Source organism: Pseudoalteromonas sp. ABE4_541 (genome assembly GCF_056312285.1).
In genome coordinates this window covers 1-394 of the sequence record NZ_JBSVEM010000058.1, presented here as the reverse complement: position 1 = coordinate 394, position 394 = coordinate 1, and the positions used below count along the sequence as shown (strand labels likewise).

3 tRNA genes are annotated in these 394 nt (G+C 51.0%); all 3 read left to right on the top strand.

The annotated features are described in order from the left end of the window. The 3 genes from ACW689_RS21475 (at position 1) to ACW689_RS21465 (ending at position 389) form a co-directional block, all read left to right on the top strand. Positions 1-85, top strand: a tRNA-Leu gene (locus ACW689_RS21475). Between the two features lie 143 nt (positions 86-228). Continuing rightward, a tRNA-Gln gene (locus tag ACW689_RS21470) sits at positions 229-303 on the top strand. Between the two features lies 1 nt (position 304). Next, positions 305-389, top strand: a tRNA-Leu gene (locus tag ACW689_RS21465). Positions 390-394: the final 5 nt, after the last annotated feature.

The following is a 394-nucleotide window of genomic DNA, read 5'->3' as shown; positions in this document are numbered from 1 at the left end:
GCGGGGGTGGCGGAATTGGTAGACGCGCTGGATTTAGGTTCCAGTATCTTCGGGTGTGAGAGTTCAAGTCTCTCCCTCCGCACCATCTTTTGAAAGATGTAAAACTATCTTCTCTTTAGTTGGAGTATCGCCAAGCGGTAAGGCAGAAAGAGAGAGGTTTTGATCCCTCACTCATTCATCCCCCCAGATTCAAGCCCTGGGTCTAACAAAAGGTTTGTAAAACGTTGTTGGAGTATCGCCAAGCGGTAAGGCAGCGGGTTTTGATCCCGCCATTCCCAGGTTCAAATCCTGGTACTCCAGCCATGCGGGGGTGGCGGAATTGGTAGACGCGCTGGATTTAGGTTCCAGTATCTTCGGGTGTGAGAGTTCAAGTCTCTCCCTCCGCACCATCTTT